This is a genomic window from Azospirillum brasilense, assembly GCF_001315015.1.
Taxonomy (GTDB): domain Bacteria; phylum Pseudomonadota; class Alphaproteobacteria; order Azospirillales; family Azospirillaceae; genus Azospirillum; species Azospirillum brasilense.
Genome location: NZ_CP012914.1, coordinates 2171886 through 2189154 on the forward strand (window position 1 = coordinate 2171886; position 17269 = coordinate 2189154).

Here is a 17269-nt window from a genome sequence, read left to right on the forward strand (position 1 = left end):
TCGGCTGCGTTCAACAGGAGACATCCCTCCAACGACACCCTGAAAAGCCGCGCATGGCGTCCGTCCACTCCACGCTCGACCGCATGATCGACCGCCTCACCACCCAGCGCGTCGTGCTCGGCTGGGCCGCTGGCTGCGTCGCGGGAACGCCCGGTCTGGTGATGGAGATCGGTCTGGGGAAGGGCCGCACCTACGACCATCTGCGCAGCCTGTTCCCGCCACGCGACATCCTGGTGTTCGATATGTGGGCGCGGGTTCCCGCCTCCCTGCGTCCGGACGAGGACCGGCTGTTCCTTGGCGATTTCCGGGACACGCTGCCCGCCGCGACGGAGCCCTTCCGCGGTGCGGTGCGGCTGGCCCATGCCGACATCGGCAGCGCGCGGGAGGACGATGAGGATGGCATCCGCCACTGGATCGGCGAGTTGATCGAACCCTTCCTGGCGCCGGGTGCCCTCGTCCTGTCGGACCGCCCGATCGGCGCGGAGCGTCGCCGCTGGGAAACTCTCGACGTTCCGGGAACGGAACGCTGGTCCTATCGCGGCTGGCGCGTCGGATAGGCTCCGCCGCTCCCCACGCCGCTATTTGCCGTCCCGGATGACCTCCTTCACCTTGGAAGCCAACTGCTTCAGGGAGAAGGGCTTGGGCAGGAAATGGGCGACCTCGACCCCGTCAATCTCGCCCAGCCGGTCTTCGGCGTAGCCGGAGATGAAGATGACGCGCATGTCGGGCCGCAGCTGTCGGACATGGCGGGCCAGGGTCGGGCCGTCCATTTGCGGCATCACCACATCGGTGATCAGCAGATCGATGCGGTTGCCGTCCGTGCCGATCTGCTGCAGCGCCGCCTCGCCGTTCTTGGCCTCCAGCACCTGATAGCCCTTGTTGCGCAGCGCGCGGGCGGAGAAGACGCGCACGGCGTCCTCGTCCTCGACCAGCATGATGGTGCCGGAGCCGGTCAGGTCGCTGCCGCGCCGCTCGCGCGGCTCGCCCTGGTCGGGACGGGCCTCGCCCTTGTGGCGGGGCAGCAGGATGGTGAAGGTCGTCCCCTCTCCCTTCTCCGACTCGACCAGCACGAAGCCGCCGGTCTGGCGGACGATGCCGTAGACGGTGGACAGCCCCAGCCCGGTGCCCGACCCCACGCCCTTGGTCGTGAAGAAGGGTTCAAAAATGCGCTGGAGATTTTCCTTGGGGATGCCGCAGCCGGTGTCGATCACCTCAATGGACACATACTCGCCGGACGGAATCGTTTCGTGCTCGCGGCGCTGGGCCTGCTCGACCAGATGGTTGGAGGTGACGATGGTCAGCCGCCCGCCACCGGCCATGGCGTCGCGCGCGTTGACCACGAGGTTGATGATGACCTGCTCCAGCTGGTTCTGGTCCACCTTGACGTAGCCGATATCGCGGCCGTGGAGCATCTTCAGCTCGATGTTCTCGCCGATCAGCCGGCGCATCAGGTTGCCAAGCTCGGCCAGCACGTCGGTCACGCTCAGGATGCGCGGCTGGAGCGTCTGCTGGCGCGAGAAGGCCAGAAGCTGGCGCACGAGGTTGGCCGCGCGGTTGGCGTTCTGCTTGATCTGCATGATGTCGCTGAAGGACTGGTCGCCCGGCTTGTGGCGCAGCAGCAGCAGATCGCAGAAGCCGATCATCGCGGTCAGCAGGTTGTTGAAGTCGTGGGCGACGCCGCCGGCCAGCTGGCCGACCGCCTGCATCTTCTGCGACTGGGCGAACTGGGCCTCCAGCCCCTTGCGCTCGGTCATGTCGATGAAATGCAGGATCAGCCCCACCGCCCCCTCCGGCCCCACCCCGCCGAGCCGCCGCGCGTAGAGCTGGGCCACCAGTTCGCGCCCACCGGTCAGCCGCACCTCCAACGGGGCGGCGGGATCGGAGCCGCCCTGCACGGCGCTCAGCCGCTCGGTCACCATGGCGCGCTCCGCCGGGACGATCAGGTCGGCCATGGTCCGCCCGAGGACGTTGCCGGCCTCGCTGCCGATCAACGCCAGGAAGGCCTGGTTGCATTCGGCCAGCCGCCCGCCCTCGTCCACCAGAGCGATTCCGATGGGCGCGTCCTCGAAGAAGCGCTGGAAGCGCTGTTCGGACAGCCGCAGTGCCTCCTGCCACTCGCGTTCCGGCGTCAGGTCGCGCACGACGGAGCGGGTGTGCGAGATCCGCCCGTCCTCGCCCCTCACCACGCTCTGCGCGACATAGGCCTGGAAGCGGCGGCCCTGGAGTCCGTGCATGGCGATTTCGCCGCGCTGCTCCACCCCGCCGCCGTCCAAGAAGTCATAGGGGGCGGAGGCGGTGGGCGGATGGGCCAGCACATCGTGAAGACGGCGCCCGCCCTCGACCAGATCCTCCGGCGCGCAGCCCAGCCACTTCGCCAGGGTCGCGTTCACGAACTGGAAATGCCCGTCCTGGTCCACCGAGAAGAAGCCGACCGGCGCATGGTCCATGAAATCGACGAGCTGGGTCTGCTCGCGCCGGGTCACCTGTTCCAGCTCGCGCCGGGCGGTGATGTCCTCGACGCGCCACATCACCGCCCCGGCGTGCCCGTCGATGGGCTGGCCCTGGATGCGGCGCCATTCGGCGGCGCGCCCCTGCTGGCGGACCGCCAGCTCGATGGAGCCGGAGTAGCCGCCCTTCACCCGCTCGCACAGGCGGCGGAAGGCGTCGGCGCTGTCCGCATCGTCGGCGAACTGACGTTCGAGCGCACGCAGCGGCGGTTCCCTCTCGCTCCACCCGGTCAGCGAGCGGAAGGTGCTGTTGACGAAGACCACATGCCCCGCTCCGTCGCAGACGAGTTGACCGGACGGCAGCCCCTCCAGCGCGCTGCCCAGCAGGGAGCCGACGCGGGCCACCCGCCGCCGCGCACGGACCATGCGGATCGCCAGTGCCAAGGCCCCTGCGCCGGCGGTGGTCAGGCCGGCCCAGGCCAGCGGGTCGCGGTCCAGGACCACCCCGGTTCCCGCTGCGACCAGCCCGGCCACGAGAAGCACCGCAAGCACCCCAGTGGCGACGCCGCCACCGGGCCGTTCCCCCACCCCTGCGGCACCATCGCTGCGATGGCCGGCGGGAGCGCTGTCGGCAAAGGAAGAGGTCGTGTCGTCCACCGGAACTCCAGGTCAGCCGTTCGCCGCAAGGAAAGGTCCGGGAACGGTCCTCAGTTCCGCACCGCGCGTCCTTTCAGCTTGAAGACATAGGTAATGACTTCCGCCACCGCGCGATAGTGCTCGGACGGAACCTCCTCGTCGATATCGCATGCGGCATAGAGCGCACGGGCGAGGGGCGGATTCTCCATCACCGGCACGCCGTTCTCCTCGGCGATCTCGCGGATCTTGAAGGCGACGGCGTCGGCGCCCTTCGCCACCACCATCGGAGCACCCATGGTGGAGGAGTCGTATTTCAGCGCGACGGCGAAGTGGGTCGGGTTGGTCACCACCACGTCGGCGCTGGGCACTGCCGCCATCATGCGCTTGCGCGCCCGCTCGAAGCGCAGCTGGCGGATGCGTCCCTTCACGTGCGGATCGCCTTCGGCCTGCTTGTGCTCGTCCTTCACCTCCTGCTTGGTCATGCGCATCTTCTTGTCGAAGCTGTGGCGCTGCCAGAACAGATCGGCCCCGGCGATCAGGGTCAGGATGGCCAGGACGCCGGCCAGCAGCCGGAAGGTCAGGCCGTCCATCTCGCGGAGCAGCAGCATCATGTCGATGCCGATAAAATGGCCGATGGTGAGCATCATCGGCTGGAGCGCGATGTAGGCGACGACGCCGACCACCGCGACCTTGGCCAGGCTCTTCAGCAGATCGACGCCCTTCTGGGCGCTGAACAGGTTGGCGACGCCGGAGATCGGATTCAGCTTGCTGAATTTCGGCGCAATCAGCTCCCAGGAAACGTTGAAGCCCTTCTGCCCAATGGTGCCGATCACCCCGGCGAACAGCAGGAATAGGATGGGCAGCCACAGCGCCCACAGGATGTCCTTCATCACCCGCATCAGCACCGCGCCGACCCCGCCCTGGTCCATGGGGATCTGGTCCAGGTTCTCGAAGAAAAAGTTCAGGCGGGGCACCATGCCCTTCAGCGTTCCGGGCAGGATCGTGATCAGGATCACCAACGCCGCGGCGATCATCAGCCAATTGCCGATTTCCTGGGTCATCGCGTACTGGCCCTGCTTGTGGGCCTCGTCGAGCTTCTTTTGCGTCGGCTCTTCTGTTTTGGATGATTCATCCGCGTCTTCGGACACCGGCTCTCTCCCCGCTCAGCCCGGTCTCAGGAAATCGACGAAGGCCGCCTCGAAATGGGTCAGCCAGAACATCATCATCGCGGCCAGCGTCAGGGCGAACATGAACAGCCCCAACGCAACCTGGAGCGAGGTGAACAGGAAGAACACCTGGATCTGCGGCGCCAGCTTGTTCAGCAGCCCCAGCGCCAGCGCGAACAGCATGCCCGAGATCAGGAAGGGCGCCGCCATCTGCACGCCCAGCATGAAGGACTTGCCGACCAGTTGCCCGACCACGTTCGCCATGTCGTCGATGGGGATCGCCGCCCCCGGCGCGAAGGTGGAATAGCTGTCCACCACCGCCATGATCAGCAGATGGTGCAGGTTGGTGATGAAGATCAGCAGCAGACCCAGCCACCCCAGCAGGGCGCCGGGCAGCGATCCCTGCGACGCCATGGCCGGGTTGAACATCTGGGCGTTCGACAGGCCGGACTGAAGCGCGATGATCGTCCCGGCCACCTCCAGCGCGCCCATCAGCAGGCGCGCGACGGTGCCCATGAAAATGCCGACGGTCACCTCCCCGGCGATCAGGACGAACAGGCGGAAGATGTTGTCGGGCATCGGCGGCATGCGGTCGCCGAGCACCGGTGCCACCAGAACGCTGACCGCGACGGAAAAGAGAAGGCGCGTGCGGGCGGAGACGAAGGCGTCGCCGATGGTCGGCATGATGCTGAAGGCGGTCCCGACGCGCGCGAAGACCAGCAACCAGACGAAAATCTGGTCGCCCAGAAACTGCTGAAGCAGGTTCATCCGCCGCCGCCGGGCAGGTTTCCGGCGTTGGGGACCGTGTTCACACCGGTGCCGATGGCGACGATGCGGTCGGCGACCTCATGCTCGAAGAAGGACCGCAGTTCGCCCAGCATGAAGGGCATCAGCAGGATCGACAGGCCGAAGACCAGAAGGACCTTCGGCACCATGGCCAGAGTCTGCTCGCTGATCTGGGTGACCGCCTGGAACACCGAGATCACCGTGCCGACCACCATCATGGCGACCAGCACAGGCGCCACCACGAACACCAGCGTGACGATGGAGGTGCGGCAGATCTCGATGACGTCGGTTTCGCTCATGATGCTTCGCTCGGGGCGCTTCTTCTCAGGAATCCGCAAGCCGTCGTCAGATCGGCATGCGCAGGATTTCCTGGTAGGCCGACAGCACCTTGTCGCGCACGGCGGTGACGGTCTGCAGCGTCACCTCGGCGTTGGTGACGGCCTGGACGACGTCGGTCAGGTCGGCCTGCCCGACGGCGGCCTTGGCGGTCATCGTCTCGCCCTGCTTCAGGTCGCCGATGACCTCCTTGGCGGTCTGCTCCAGAACATCGCCGAAGCTGACGCCGTTGCGCGGGGCCATACCCGGCCCGGTCGTGGAGGCGGCCGTGTTCGCGTAGGCCGCGGCGGCGTTGATCGGGTTGACCATGGGACGAATGTCCTTCCTTTAAAAGCGTCGCCGCGTCAGGTGCGGAGGATGTCGATGGTGCGCATCAGCATCTGGCGGGCACTGTCCACCGCCGACAGGTTGGCCTCGTAGGAACGCTGCGCCTCGCGCATGTCCATCGCCTCGACCACCGAATTGACGTTGGGCAGCAGCACGTAGCCGTCGGCGTCCGCGGAGGGGTGCGAGGGGTCGTAGCGCCGCTCGAAATCCTTCTTGTCGACGTCGATCTTGGCGACGCGGACGAGATCGACCCCCATCTGGCGGTCCAGGGCGTTCTGGAACATCACGACCTTGCGCCGGTAGGGCAGATCGCCCGGCGTTTCCGCCGTGGTGTTGGCGTTGGCCAGATTTTCCGCGATGGTCTTCAGACGGGTGCCCTGCGCCTTCATGCCGGACGCGGACACCGCCATCGACGTGTAGAGATCCATGTTCCGCCTCCTTCGCCCGAATCCCGCCGCCCCTTAGCCGCCGCTGCGGATGGAGGAGCGGATCAGGTTGACCTGCTTCTTGTAGAGGTTCGTGATCGTCTGGTAATCCATGCCGGTCTGGCCCTGCTTCAGCATCTGCTCTTCCAGGACCACGTTGTTGCCGTCCGGCGCCGTCTCGTAGGGATTGCGCTGGCGCTGCTCCTGGTTCAGCCCGCCCGTGCCGCGCGTCCCCTGGAGGTGCGAGGCGTTGGTCGCGGCGGGCTGGAGGCGCCGGCTGTCGGACAGGGCGTCGCGGAAGGTGAAGGGCTTCAGGTCCCGGCCCTTGTAATCCGGCGTGTCGGCGTTCGCGATGTTCGCCGCGATCACGTTCTGGCGTTCGGTCAGCCAGCCCATCTTGCGCGACATCAGCTTGAAGAGGCCGAGGTTTTCGAGATTCATCGCCGGGTTCCGGTCTGAGGGCCTGCCGCCCGGACGCGCGAAGGCGCGCAGCAAGGCGGGCGGGATGCATCACAGCATTCCGATCTTCCGCCGTTTCAGTTAATCAAAGATGAATCCCGCCCACGGCATCCCTCCGCCCTTCCCTGCCACGCTTGAGCTTCATGCTTCGTTAAGCATGTTCCGCCAGGATACGCCCATCGACACAGGCCATCCGGCAGGAGCCCCTTGTCCGAGCCGACTCCCAACCACCGCCCTCTCCCCAACCGGCCCGTCGCGGTCGCGCTGAAGTATGAGCTGGGCGACCAGTCCCTGCCCCGCGTGGTCGCCACCGGCAAGGGCCATGTGGCCGAACAGATCCTGGAGCTGGCCTTCGCCAACGGCGTGAAGGTGCGCGAGGATGCCGACCTCGTGCAGATCCTGTCGGCGGTGGACATCGACTCGGAAATCCCCATCGAGGCCATCGCCGCCGTGGCCGAGATCCTCGCCTACGTCTACCGCGCCAACGGCACGCTGCCGCCTTCTGCGGAACCGGCCACCGGAGAGGCTCCGTGACAGACGCCGCGACGCTCCGCCGCGACATCCAGGCGCTGACCGCCGCGCTGGAGGAGACCCGCGCCCAGATGGAGGCCGGACTGGCCGCCGACCTGACCGGGCTCGACTCCCGTGTCGCCACCCTGTGCGCCGAGGCGCAGTCCGCCCGCGGCGACGCCGAGCTGGCCGCCGCCCTGGAACGCCTGCTGCCGACCCTGGACGCCGTCGCAGCCGCGCTGACCCGCCAGAGAGAGACGCTGGCCGCGGCCGCCGAGGGGCGCCACGACCCCCACACCGCACGCCAGCGCGCCAGCGCCGCCTATGGCCGCGGCGCCTCCGCCGCGCCCGGCGATCCTCCGCCCGACCCGCCGGCCACGCCGTCCCGACAGAGCTGACCTGATCCATGGGCCTCGACCAGTACATCCAATTCGTTCTCGCTCTCGCCTTCGTCATCGCGCTGATCGTGCTGGTGGCCTGGGTGATGCGCCGCATCGGCTTCGGCGGCATGACCGCCACGTCGGGGCGCCAGCGCCGACTGGGCGTCGTCGAGGTGCTGCCGCTCGACGGCAAGCGCCGGCTGGTGCTGGTCCGCCGCGACGACCGCGAGCATCTGCTGCTGCTGAGCGCCTTCGGCGACCAGGTGGTCGATCAGACGCCGCGCGGCGGCTTCCAGGGCGCGATGGCCGAAGCCTCCGCTCAACCGCCCGCCGCCCCGCCTCGCACCGGGGACCGGTCATGAGGACCGGCACGGGCATGGCAAGACGGCTGGCGTTCGCCGGCCTGCTGGCGCTGGCGCTCGGGGTGGCCGGCGCGCTGGCCGCCGGGCCGGCGCTGGCGCAGAGCATGACCTTCGACCTGGGCGACGCCGGGGGATCGACCACCGGGCGCATCGTCCAGATGGTTGCGCTCATCACGGTGCTGTCGCTGGCGCCGTCGATCCTGATCATGATGACGGCCTTCACGCGCATCGTCATCGTTCTGTCCTTCCTGCGCTCGGCGCTGGGCATCCAGCAGGTGCCGCCGAATACGGTGCTGATGTCGCTGGCGGTCTTCCTGACCTTCTTCGTCATGGCGCCGGTGTTCGAGCGGTCCTACAACCAGGGCATCCAGCCACTGATCAACCAGGACATCGACGAGACGGAGGCGTTCCGCCGCACGGTCGCACCATTGCGCGAGTTCATGCTGAAGCACACCAGCGAGAAGGACCTGCGCCTGTTCATGGACATGGCGCGCATCGAGAACGTGACGGAGGCCGAGCAGACCCCGCTGCACGTCCTGGTTCCCGCCTTCATGATCTCGGAGATCAAGCGGGCCTTCGAAATCGGCTTCCTGCTGTTCCTGCCCTTCCTGATCATCGACATGGTGGTGTCGTCGATCCTGATGTCGATGGGCATGATGATGCTGCCGCCGACCATGGTGGCGATTCCGTTCAAGATCATCTTCTTCGTGCTGGTGGACGGCTGGTACCTGATCGCCGGATCGCTGGCCCGCAGCTTCGGCACGCTGTAGACGCATCGTCCAAAGGAAGATGGTGACGTCCGGCACAGATCGTCGCAGGTGAAACGGCCTGCGGACGGGCACATCGGCTTGCGCTAGTATTGCACCAGGGAAGAGCGTAAGAGGATCGGCCCGCGCGAGCGCACCGACCGCCGCCGTACCCGCAGCTTGTGGCTTTTTCGTCCCCCGCTCGGACTCCCAACGGACCCCCTCCACGTCCCACATGTCAGACACGACCCTGAAAGCCGCGGCACCCGACAAGGGCAGGCTGGCCGCGCTCACCCTCGGTGCGCTTGGCGTCGTTTACGGCGACATCGGCACCAGCCCGCTCTACACCCTGCGCGAATGCTTTTCGCCGGAGCATGGGCTCGCCCTCACGCCGCAGAACATCCTGGGCATCATGTCCATGGTCTTCTGGGCGCTGGTGCTCGTGGTCACGGTGAAATACGTGCTGTTCGTCATGCGCGCCGACAACAAGGGCGAGGGCGGCATCCTGGCCCTGCTGGCGCTGGCCACCAACAGCCGGCCCGATTCCACCGGACGGCTGTCCGGCCTGATGGCGATGGGCCTGTTCGGCGCCGCCCTGTTCTATGGCGACGGCATGATCACCCCGGCCATCTCCGTCCTCTCTGCGGTGGAGGGACTGGAGGTGGCGCAGCCGGCGCTGGAGCGGGTCGTCGTGCCGGTGACCGTGGGCATCCTGATCGCCCTGTTCGGGATCCAGAGCCGCGGCACCGAGAAGGTCGGCCGGCTGTTCGGTCCGATCATGGTCGCCTGGTTCGCCACGCTGGGTCTGCTCGGCCTGATCGAGCTGGTCAAGGAACCGCAGGTCCTGGCCGCGCTCGACCCGCGGCACGCCGTTCATTTCTTCGCCTCGAACGGCTGGATCGGCTTCCTGGTGCTGGGCGCCGTCGTTCTGGCCGTCACCGGGGGCGAGGCGCTCTACGCCGACATGGGCCATTTCGGCCGCCGCCCCATCAAGGTGGCGTGGCTGGCCGTGGTGCTGCCCGCGCTGCTGCTGAACTACCTCGGCCAGTGCGCCCTGCTGCTGAGCGACCCCACGGCGGTGCGCAGCCCCTTCTACCTGCTGGTGCCGGAATGGGGCCTCTACCCGATGATCCTGCTGTCGACCTGCGCGGCGGTGATCGCCAGCCAGGCGGTGATCTCCGGCGTCTTCTCGCTGACCCGGCAGGCGGTGCAGCTCGGCCTGTGCCCGCGGCTGGACATCCGCCACACCTCGCAGGAGGAAGGCGGGCAGATCTACATCCCGCGCGCCAACTGGGGCCTGCTGTTCGCGGTGATCGGGCTGGTCCTGTGGTTCGAGTCCTCCAGCCGGCTGGCGACCGCCTACGGCATCGCGGTGACCGGCGACATGGTCATCACCACCATCCTGGCGCTGGTCGTGGCACACCGCCGCTGGGGCTGGAGCCTGCCGGCCTGTCTGGCGCTGGGCGCGCTGTTCCTCAGCGTCGATCTGGCGCTGTTCCTCGCCAACGCGGTGAAGATCCCGCACGGCGGCTGGGTGCCGCTGGTCATCGCCGCGGTGACGCTGGGGCTGATGTCGACGTGGCGCCGTGGCCGCGCCGTCCTGAACCGCCGGCTGGCCGAAGATTCCCTGCCGCTGGACGGCTTCGTCAAACGGCACGCCAAGTCCTCCGACATCCAGCGGGTGAAGGGCACGGCGATCTTCCTGACCTCCAGCGCCGACACGGTGCCGATCGCCCTGCTGCACAACCTCAAGCACAATCAGGTGATGCACGAGCGCATCGTCTTCCTGACCGTGATGGTCGAGGACGTGCCCCGCGTCCCGGCCAAGGAGCGCGTCGTCCTGGAAGGGCTGGCCGACGGCTTCTACCGCCTGACGGTGCGCTACGGCTTCTCGCAGGAGCCGAACATCCCCAAGGCGCTGCGGCTGTGCAAGGCGTTCGGGCTGGAGTTCGACGTGATGACGACCTCCTTCTTCCTCGGCCGCGAGACGCTGATCCCCCGCATCAACCCGCAGATGGCCCAGTGGCGGGAGAAGCTGTTCGTCGTGATGTCGCGCACCGCGGTCAGCGCCACCGACTTCTTCAAGATCCCGCCGAACCGCGTGGTCGAGCTGGGCACCCAGGTTCAGCTCTGAGGTCCGACGCCGCGCACACCAAAAAGCCCCTCTCCATCGGAGAGGGGCTTTTTGGTTGAGGACGCCAATCCGGAAACGGGTTCAGTTGATCGCCGCGCTCTGCTTGCCGCGGTAGTTCTTCAGGAACTTCTGGAACACGTCCACCTCGGCGACGCGGGAGCGGACGGTGTTGACGTCGATCAGGCCCAGCGCCTGCTCCGGCCGGGTCAGCACGCGGAAGGCGTCGGCGTCGGGACCGTTGGTCATCGCCGAGCCGAACTCCTTGCGCAGCAGGTTCAGGTTCGTGCCGTCCCCGGCCAGCGCCAGCGCCACCGCCCGGTTCAGGACGAGCTGCGAGGTCGCCGGGTTGATCGGCTGGGTCGGCGGCGGAGGCGCGCCGATCAGCTTGTTCAGGGCGAAGGCCGCGGCCTCCCATTTCTGGGCGCGCCACGCGATGTCCACCCGCAGCGAGTTGGCCGGCTTGCTGTCGTCCTCGGAGAGCAGCAGCAGCGCCTCGTCGCCGCGGCCCAGTTCGGCCAGCGCCTTGGCCTGCATCAGGCGGCGCTCGCCAATCAGATCCGCCGGCAGGTTCGGCACGTTGGACAGCTCCAGAGCGCGCAGCGCGTCCTCCGGCTTGTTGTCGAGCAGGCGGACGGAGGCGAGCCGCGTGCCGACCCTCGCCTTGTCCTCGCCGGACAGGCGGTATTCCACCTGATGCTGCAGCAGGTCGGCGGCGCGGTTCAGCAGGTCCACCGAGATCAGCCGCTCGGCGAGCTGCCGGATCACCTCGTCACCCGCTTCCCCGACCGGGGTCAGCTCGCGGAACTGGTCGTAGAGCTGGAGCGCCTCGATGGTCGGCAGCTTCTGCGCCCCGTCCTTGTAGAGGTCGGCGAAGATGCGCGACATCTCGCGGGTGATCTCCTCCGCCCGCGGCGTATCGGCGACCAGGGCGGCGGTCTCCTTCATGGCGTTGAAGCCGTCGGCGTACTGGCCGGCGGCGATCAGCACCTCGCCCATGCGCTGGCGGATCTGCATCTCCAGCTCGTCGCCGCGCCACGTGAAGGTCAGCCCGGCCAGCCGCTCCGCCGCGGCGGGCGGCGACATGCGGCCTTCCGCCAGTTGCAGGTTCACCAGCGCCAGCCCGGCCTTGGCCCGGTAATAGCGGTCGAGGCTGTTGTAGGAGGCGGTCAGCTGCTCCAGCGCCCGCTCCGGCTCGTTGGTCTGGGCGTAGTAGAGGCCGCGGAGATACTGGACGTCGGGCCGCTCCTCGGCGTCCGTGCCGCCGCGCTCGGCGATGCGGTCGAGCAGCCGCTTGGCGAAGGGCGCATCGCCGGTCTTCAGCGCGGCCTCGGCGGCGCGGGTCGCCAACTTGGTCAGGATCGGGTCGGGGTAGGAGTTCAGGATCGGCGCCGCCGCCTTGAAGCCGGCCTGGGCCGCCGGCCAGTCGTTGCGGTCCGCCGCGATGGCGGCGCGCCACAGCGCGGCCTCGCCGTTGTTGGCGAGGTTCGGATGGGCGAAATCCTCCGCCGCGGCGTCGGTGTTTCCCGCCAGGAAGCGCGCGGCCCCGCGCAGGGCGCGGAATTCCGGCCAGCCTTCCAGGTCGGGCTGGGCCTCCTGCAGCACATCCATCATGCCGATGGCCTCCTGCCCGAAGCCGTTCGCCAGATAGAAGCGGGCGAGGTCGAGCTGGGCACGGGGGCGTTCGGAATCCGGCGCGTTGACGATGTTGAGCTGAAGATTCTGCCGCGCCTCGGTGTAATGGTCGAGGTCGCCCTTCTTCCAGGCCGGCAGGTCGAACAGGCGGCGCCCGGAGGGCACCGGCTTCGGGTCGGTGGGCGGAGTCAACGTGTTCGAGGCGCCGCCGGGCGACGGCCGCGGTGGCAGCGACGCCGTCTGCGACACGGCCGGGCGGTTTCCGGCATCGGCCATGGGCGACAGGTGCAGGCCGCCCGCCGCGGTCACCTCCACCCCCTCCTTGACCGGGCGCACGGTGATGGCGTCGGCGATGGGCCGCACGACAACGCCCTGGTAGCTGGGCAGCAGCTCAAGATCGGCGTAACGGTGCGATTCGGGAATGGCGTTGCCGGGAACCGGCAGCGGCACGACCTGGAGACGGTCGCCGACGTCGGGGTCGGACAGCGTCACCACGGTCGCCGCATCCGCGGCGCGCACCAGCAGACGGGCGCCCAGCAGGAAATCCGGCTCCGGGTCGATCTTCAGTTCGAAGGGCGGCGTGCCGGTCAGGCGGCTGGTCGGCGTGATCTTCCAGCTCGTCCCCTGCCGTTCGATCTTCGGCCAGACCAGCGGCCCGATCCGGGTGCGGAACGCACTGCCCCCGGTCGCCGGCACCGGCTCGATCGCTCCGACCGTGCTGGCACCAGCCCCGACGGCCTTGCCGGCGCCGATGGGCAGGGGCTTGTCGAACACGATGTAGAGATGGCCGGCGCGCGGGTAGACGGCGATGGATGCCGGCCCCCCGGCGTCGAACACCAGCGTCGGCCCCTGCGGCTCGGTTTTCGCCGGATCGGTTTTGGCGGCTTCGGGCTTTGCGGGCGCGGGGGCCGCCGCGACCTCCTTCGGCGGAGGAGGCGCCGCCGCCGGTCTGGCCGGAGCGGGGGGTGTAACCGCAGGCGATGGCGCTGCGGCTTCGGCCGAGGGCGGGCGCACGGTGGTCGTGGTGGCGCCGGGCGGGGCCGCACTCGCCGCGTCGCTCGTCGGCAGACCGGCGCGCGTTCCCGGATTCTGCACGTCGATCACCACGGACCGGCCCGACTTGCTGTCCTTGATCTCGGCGTCCTGCGGCACGGCGAAGGTGACGGCCAGCGCGCCGTTGGCCTGCCGGAACTGCTCCACGTTCTGGATGTTGCGCAGCCCCGTCCTGGCCACCGGCGCCAGATCGGCATTGCCGTTGCGGTCGAACAGCAGCGTGGCCGACGCGCCGTCGCGGCGCAGCGTGTAGTTTGCGCCCTCCGGCCAGGTGAAGGACAGGCGGCTCTGCTCCGGCGTGTCGGCCGCGCTGACCGTCACCCGCCCCGCGGAGCGCGCCGGAGCGGGTGCGGCCGGTGTCTCGGCCTTGGCCGTTGAAGCGGGAGCCTGGACAGGCGTCTGGCTCTGGGCCGGCGCCTCCGCGGCGGGAGTCAGGTCGAGCGCCACGGCGTTGCCGTTGCGGAAGCTCTTCAGCGTCACCGGCCGCTTCAGATCGAAGGTCACCGTCTTGCCGTCGCCGCCGATCCGCACTCCGGACAGATAGCCGGGCAAGGCCGCCACGGTGCGATCCAGCGCGGCGTTGATCGGCTCGTCAAAGCGGACGACCAGCGTGTTGCCCTCCACCGACGCGCTGTAGCCGGTCTGGCGCGGCCAGTCGAAGACCATGCGCCCGAAGGTCTTGTGGGTGGCGGCGCGCACCGGCACATCGACGGCCCAGGCAGCCGGGGTGACGGAGATCTGGGCGGCGAGCAGAGCCGTGGCGGCCACGAAGCCACTCAGCCAGCGCCGGTATGCCCTTCCCCGCCCCATCCGTTTCACTCCTCCGGCTCCGCATCGGTGGCCGCCCCGGACACCGGCGGCCCCGCCGTTTCCTCACGCACCACCACATCCACCCGCGCCCCGCCGGGCACCGGATCGATGCCGGGCGCTTCGCTCATCAGGCTGCGCGCCACGAGGTCGCGCTTGTAGCCTGTTTCGCGCAGCAGCGCCGCAACGGCAACCGCGCGCGTCAGGGCGCGTTCCCAGGCCAGCCCCGCGGACTGGTCCTCCCGCTCGGCGTGGCCAACCACCTCGATCCGGTTGCCGATCCGGCCCACCGCCGCGCCCAGCAGATACAACACCCGCCGCCCCTGGTCGGTGAAGCTGCCGCCGGTCGGATCGAACATCACATGAGCCGGCAGGCCAATCACCACGCGATCGTCCTCCCGCCGCACCTCCACCGCCGCCAGATCCTCGTTGGCCGCGGTCTGGGTACGAAGCAGGGCGCTGAGATAATCCAGATTGATCGCCGAATATGACTCCACCGTGGCGGCGTTGAAAGCGGCCTTCGGCTCGGGCGGCGTCGCGGAGGGCGTCACCGCGGTGGAGCGGGCCGACGACAGCGACTTGACCAGCCCGGTCCAGCGCTGCGCCTCCGGCTCGCTCATCGAATACATCAGGACGAAGAAGGCGAGCAGCAGCGACATCAGGTCGGTGAAGCTGATGAGCCAGATCGTCCGGTTGTGGCCGCCGCTCTTGTCCTCGGCCTTGGGCAATTTGGGGAGGCGGATCATCGGCGCCCTCCCCCCGGCACATCATCCATGGCGCGCAGGCTGAACAGCAGGCGGACGGCGCCCGGCGCGCCGCGCTCGATACCCACCGTCACCGCGTCCGCCGGCGCTCCGTCGGCGATCAGCAGCCGGGCCAACGCGCCCGCCCGCACCACCGGGCCGGGCGGCTGGCTGGGGCCGCCCGCCGGGCCGATGGACAGCAGCGCGTCCAGTTCGATCCGCTCGCCGGGACGGTTTTGCAACAGCGCGTCGGCCACCCGGTCGATCAGGCCGATGCGGTCCGGGCGCAGGTCGGCCGTGCCGGGCAGGAACAGCTCGTCGGCGGGCAGGCGCACCTCCAGAAGGCGGCCCGGGGTGACGCTGTCCACCTTCGCCACGGCGATGGCGGTGGCGAACAGGTTCCCCAGCCCGTCCAGCCGCTGCACGGCGAAGACGGTGCCGGCGCGCGAAGCCAGCGGGTCGGCCGGCTCGCGCAGGCGGGGGTCGATGTAGAAGGCCGGAAAGCTGCGCTCCAGCGAGACCAGAACCGTACGCACCCGCTGGGCGGTCTGCACGGACTGGGCGTTCAGAACAATGAAGAAGACGAGCAGCAGCAGGAACAGCGACAGCAGAAGCACGATGCTTCCGTTGTTCGGGTTCGGCCGGCTGCCCGACAGGTCCGGCTTCCTGTGGCCGGGTGCAGCCATGGGGTTAGTCGAAGCTCGCCAGCAGGCGGTCGATCTCGTCCTGGTCCATGGCGGCGCTGGTCATCTGCGGCCCGTGCAGAAGCCCGGCCTCCGGGTCGTCCGCCGGGCGGTCGGTGGCGAAGTTTGGCGACGGATCGGTGTGGATCTCCGCCGCAGCGGCCGCGGCGGCGGGGCGGGTGTGGTTCTGCCGCACCTCGTCGCCGAAGGCCGCGACGATCATGTCCACCTTCGATTCGATGTGCTTGAGCGTGCGCACGACCTTGGAAATACGCTGGCCGGTGATGTCCTGGAAGTTGCAGGCCTCGAAGATCTTGGTCACCTGCTCGGTCAGCTTCGCGGAGTTTTCCGGATCGATCTGGCCGGAGATGCCGGTGATGACGTCGCAGGCGTCGAAGATGGCGAAGGTGGCCTGCTCCGTCGCGCCGACGACCGCGTCCAGCTCATCCGTGGCGTTCGGGATGTGCTGGTCGCGGATTTCCGCGGGCTGGAGCGCCGCCAACTCCTGCTTGGCGCTCTCGATGAAGCGGGCGAGGTCGACCACCTCCTTGTAGAGGCGCAGGTCGGTGGCGGAGATGTCGCCGTCCATGCTGCCGAGGATGGAGCGGACGATGTCCGTCACCTCCTCGCGGCTCAGCGGCTGGGCCGCTTCGGCATGGGCGGCGTCGAGCTGCTGGCGCAGGAGCTTCTGATCGGCGAGCGAGGAGGAAACGGGCGGGGCCATGTGCGTTCCGATGTGAGCGTTCCGTGGTCTTGTCCGGCCTGCGTGCGATCGGGTGCGTCGGCCAGCCCGGACGCAGGCGCCCGAAGCGGGTTCGACCCAAACCTCGCGCCCTCGCACGGCCGCCGCCGACTCGGAGCCTCGTCAGCCTTTCCAACCCTAAATTCGCTCGGTTAACACGCCGTTAAGCGCCTGTAACGTCGCAACGCAAAGATTGGACGGAATCGCCCAACTGGAAGGAATGCGGAAGCGTTGTTCTGTGCCCGCACGCTTCCAACCAGAGCTCGCCATTGTCGAACTTTAAAGAGAGATGCGGCAATTTGTTTCAATCCGAGCCCACAAATGGACAAAGGGCCGCCTTGGGAGGCGGCCCTTCTTCACCGTGGCGCAGGCCAACTGTTCCGTTAGGCTAAGCCGGCGGTGAGTCCGTCAGGGATGACAGGGTCCCGGCAGTCAGCTCCCGCTGCTCCGCCCGCCGCCATGGCTGTGTTCGCCGCCCTTGCGGCCCGCTTCCGATGCGCGTTCCGGGTCGTTCTTGAAATTGCCGCCGGACGCCTGACCACCCTTGTGACCGGCTTCCGACGCACGCTCCGGATCGTTCTTGAAGTTGCCGCCGGACGCCTGCCCACCCTTGTGACCGGCTTCCGACGCACGCTCCGGATCGTTCTTGAAGTTGCCGCCGGAAACCTGGCCGCCCTTGTGGCCGGCTTCCGACGCACGCTCCGGATCATTCTTGAAGTTGCCGCCGGAGTGCTGACCGCCCGAGCTACGGCCCTGGTTCTGGTCGTTCATCTTGTCTCCTTCCTTCTTGCTGTTGGGCAAACTTGCGCTGCCCGAACACGCCGGAGCCAACATGAACCGAAGCCGACCGTCGCGGGCCGTCTACCATCCTGACAGTACGTGTACTTATATTCAG

At 68.4% G+C, this 17269-nt stretch carries 18 protein-coding genes; 6 read left to right on the plus strand and 12 right to left on the minus strand.

The genetic code is table 11. The features are described 5' to 3' along the window. The first annotated feature begins 53 nt into the window (after positions 1-53). Positions 54-557 (plus strand): class I SAM-dependent methyltransferase, encoded by a 504-nt coding sequence (locus tag AMK58_RS10045; protein ID WP_035674966.1) that lies wholly within the window; start codon positions 54-56, stop codon positions 555-557. A gap of 21 nt (positions 558-578) precedes the next feature. Here the strand turns inward: AMK58_RS10045 and AMK58_RS10050 are convergent, their stop codons facing one another. The 7 genes from AMK58_RS10050 to flgB are packed head-to-tail and all read right to left on the minus strand — an operon-like array spanning position 579 to position 6564. Next, a complete protein-coding gene (locus tag AMK58_RS10050) occupies positions 579-3104 on the minus strand; it encodes a hybrid sensor histidine kinase/response regulator (RefSeq protein ID WP_035674968.1) in 2526 nt (841 codons plus the stop codon). Positions 3105-3154: 50 nt separating this feature from the next. Next, positions 3155-4231: a flagellar biosynthesis protein FlhB gene (gene flhB, locus AMK58_RS10055; RefSeq protein WP_035674969.1), complete on the minus strand. Its 1077-nt coding sequence runs from the start codon at positions 4229-4231 to the stop codon at positions 3155-3157. A gap of 15 nt (positions 4232-4246) precedes the next feature. Next, entirely contained in the window at positions 4247-5017 is a 771-nt protein-coding gene (gene fliR, locus AMK58_RS10060; protein WP_035674971.1) for a flagellar biosynthetic protein FliR, read from the minus strand. Further along, positions 5014-5334, minus strand: a complete 321-nt coding sequence (locus AMK58_RS10065) for a flagellar biosynthetic protein FliQ (protein ID WP_035674973.1) — start codon at positions 5332-5334, stop codon at positions 5014-5016. Before AMK58_RS10065 ends, fliR begins: the two co-directional genes overlap by 4 nt. 46 nt (positions 5335-5380) lie before the next feature. Next, the gene (gene fliE / locus AMK58_RS10070) at positions 5381-5680 is read right to left on the minus strand and encodes a flagellar hook-basal body complex protein FliE (protein WP_014240969.1); all 300 of its coding nucleotides are present in this window, start codon (positions 5678-5680) and stop codon (positions 5381-5383) included. 35 nt (positions 5681-5715) lie between these two features. After that, on the minus strand, positions 5716-6126 hold the full coding sequence (gene flgC / locus AMK58_RS10075; protein ID WP_035674975.1) for a flagellar basal body rod protein FlgC: 411 nt from the start codon (positions 6124-6126) through the stop codon (positions 5716-5718). 33 nt (positions 6127-6159) lie between these two features. Then, on the minus strand, positions 6160-6564 hold the full coding sequence (gene flgB, locus AMK58_RS10080) for a flagellar basal body rod protein FlgB (RefSeq protein WP_035674977.1): 405 nt from the start codon (positions 6562-6564) through the stop codon (positions 6160-6162). Between the two features lie 225 nt (positions 6565-6789). Between flgB and AMK58_RS10085 the strand changes: the two genes are divergently transcribed. The 5 genes from AMK58_RS10085 (at position 6790) to AMK58_RS10105 (ending at position 10714) form a co-directional block, all read left to right on the plus strand. After that, entirely contained in the window at positions 6790-7116 is a 327-nt protein-coding gene (locus AMK58_RS10085) for an EscU/YscU/HrcU family type III secretion system export apparatus switch protein (protein ID WP_014240972.1), read from the plus strand. After that, positions 7113-7490, plus strand: coding sequence for a hypothetical protein (locus tag AMK58_RS10090; protein WP_059398857.1), 378 nt, complete (start codon positions 7113-7115; stop codon positions 7488-7490). Before AMK58_RS10085 ends, AMK58_RS10090 begins: the two co-directional genes overlap by 4 nt. An 8-nt stretch (positions 7491-7498) precedes the next feature. Next, positions 7499-7834 carry a FliO/MopB family protein gene (locus AMK58_RS10095; protein ID WP_059398858.1) on the plus strand — a complete coding sequence of 112 codons (336 nt, stop codon included), beginning with the start codon at positions 7499-7501 and terminating at the stop codon, positions 7832-7834. After that, positions 7831-8604 carry a flagellar type III secretion system pore protein FliP gene (gene fliP / locus AMK58_RS10100; RefSeq protein WP_079285028.1) on the plus strand — a complete coding sequence of 258 codons (774 nt, stop codon included), beginning with the start codon at positions 7831-7833 and terminating at the stop codon, positions 8602-8604. Before AMK58_RS10095 ends, fliP begins: the two co-directional genes overlap by 4 nt. A gap of 211 nt (positions 8605-8815) precedes the next feature. Further along, complete coding sequence (locus AMK58_RS10105) at positions 8816-10714, plus strand: potassium transporter Kup (RefSeq protein WP_035674983.1); 1899 nt, start codon at positions 8816-8818, stop codon at positions 10712-10714. Positions 10715-10795: 81 nt separating this feature from the next. Here AMK58_RS10105 and AMK58_RS10110 read toward each other — a convergent pair whose 3' ends face one another. The 5 genes from AMK58_RS10110 to AMK58_RS32055 all read right to left on the minus strand — a co-directional run bounded on the left by AMK58_RS10110 (position 10796) and on the right by AMK58_RS32055 (position 17145). Next, complete coding sequence (locus AMK58_RS10110) at positions 10796-14167, minus strand: tetratricopeptide repeat protein (RefSeq protein ID WP_236778103.1); 3372 nt, start codon at positions 14165-14167, stop codon at positions 10796-10798. 47 nt (positions 14168-14214) lie between these two features. Then, the gene (locus AMK58_RS10115) at positions 14215-14952 is read right to left on the minus strand and encodes a flagellar motor protein MotB (RefSeq protein ID WP_035674985.1); all 738 of its coding nucleotides are present in this window, start codon (positions 14950-14952) and stop codon (positions 14215-14217) included. After that, positions 14949-15635: a hypothetical protein gene (locus tag AMK58_RS10120; RefSeq protein WP_236778104.1), complete on the minus strand. Its 687-nt coding sequence runs from the start codon at positions 15633-15635 to the stop codon at positions 14949-14951. The genes AMK58_RS10115 and AMK58_RS10120 overlap by 4 nt, the downstream gene beginning before the upstream one ends. A 4-nt stretch (positions 15636-15639) precedes the next feature. Further along, positions 15640-16356, minus strand: coding sequence for a protein phosphatase CheZ (locus AMK58_RS10125; protein ID WP_035674986.1), 717 nt, complete (start codon positions 16354-16356; stop codon positions 15640-15642). Between the two features lie 450 nt (positions 16357-16806). Next, positions 16807-17145, minus strand: coding sequence for a con-10 family general stress protein (locus tag AMK58_RS32055; RefSeq protein ID WP_035674988.1), 339 nt, complete (start codon positions 17143-17145; stop codon positions 16807-16809). Between the last annotated feature and the right edge of the window lie 124 nt (positions 17146-17269).